This window comes from Citrobacter sp. Cm038 (genome assembly GCF_030333105.1).
Lineage (GTDB): Bacteria > Pseudomonadota > Gammaproteobacteria > Enterobacterales > Enterobacteriaceae > Citrobacter > Citrobacter murliniae.
This window is the reverse complement of record NZ_JAOWGO010000007.1, coordinates 1-242: the sequence shown is the minus strand read 5'-3', so window position 1 is coordinate 242 and position 242 is coordinate 1. Positions and strand designations below refer to the sequence as shown.

Sequence of the window (242 nt, the reverse complement as noted above, 5' to 3'; positions counted from 1 at the left end):
GCAATCGCGGCTTCGACAGCGGCTTTGCGCGGGTCTACTGGCTCGGCCGTTTCAGCGTCTGTCTGCTGCTCAAGTTTGCGTGCTTTAGCCCGGGCAATCGCGGCTTCGACAGCGGCTTTGCGCGGATCTACCGGTTCGGCCGTTTCAGCGTCCGTCTGCTGTTCAAGTTTGCGTGCTTTAGCCCGGGCAATCGCGGCTTCGACAGCGGCTTTGCGCGGGTCTACTGGCTCGGCCGTTTCAGC

At 62.8% G+C, this 242-nt stretch carries 1 pseudogene; it reads right to left on the bottom strand.

From position 1 onward, the window contains the following. A pseudogene (locus OGY01_RS00710) lies at positions 1-242 on the bottom strand (electron transport complex subunit RsxC); the annotation flags it as partial.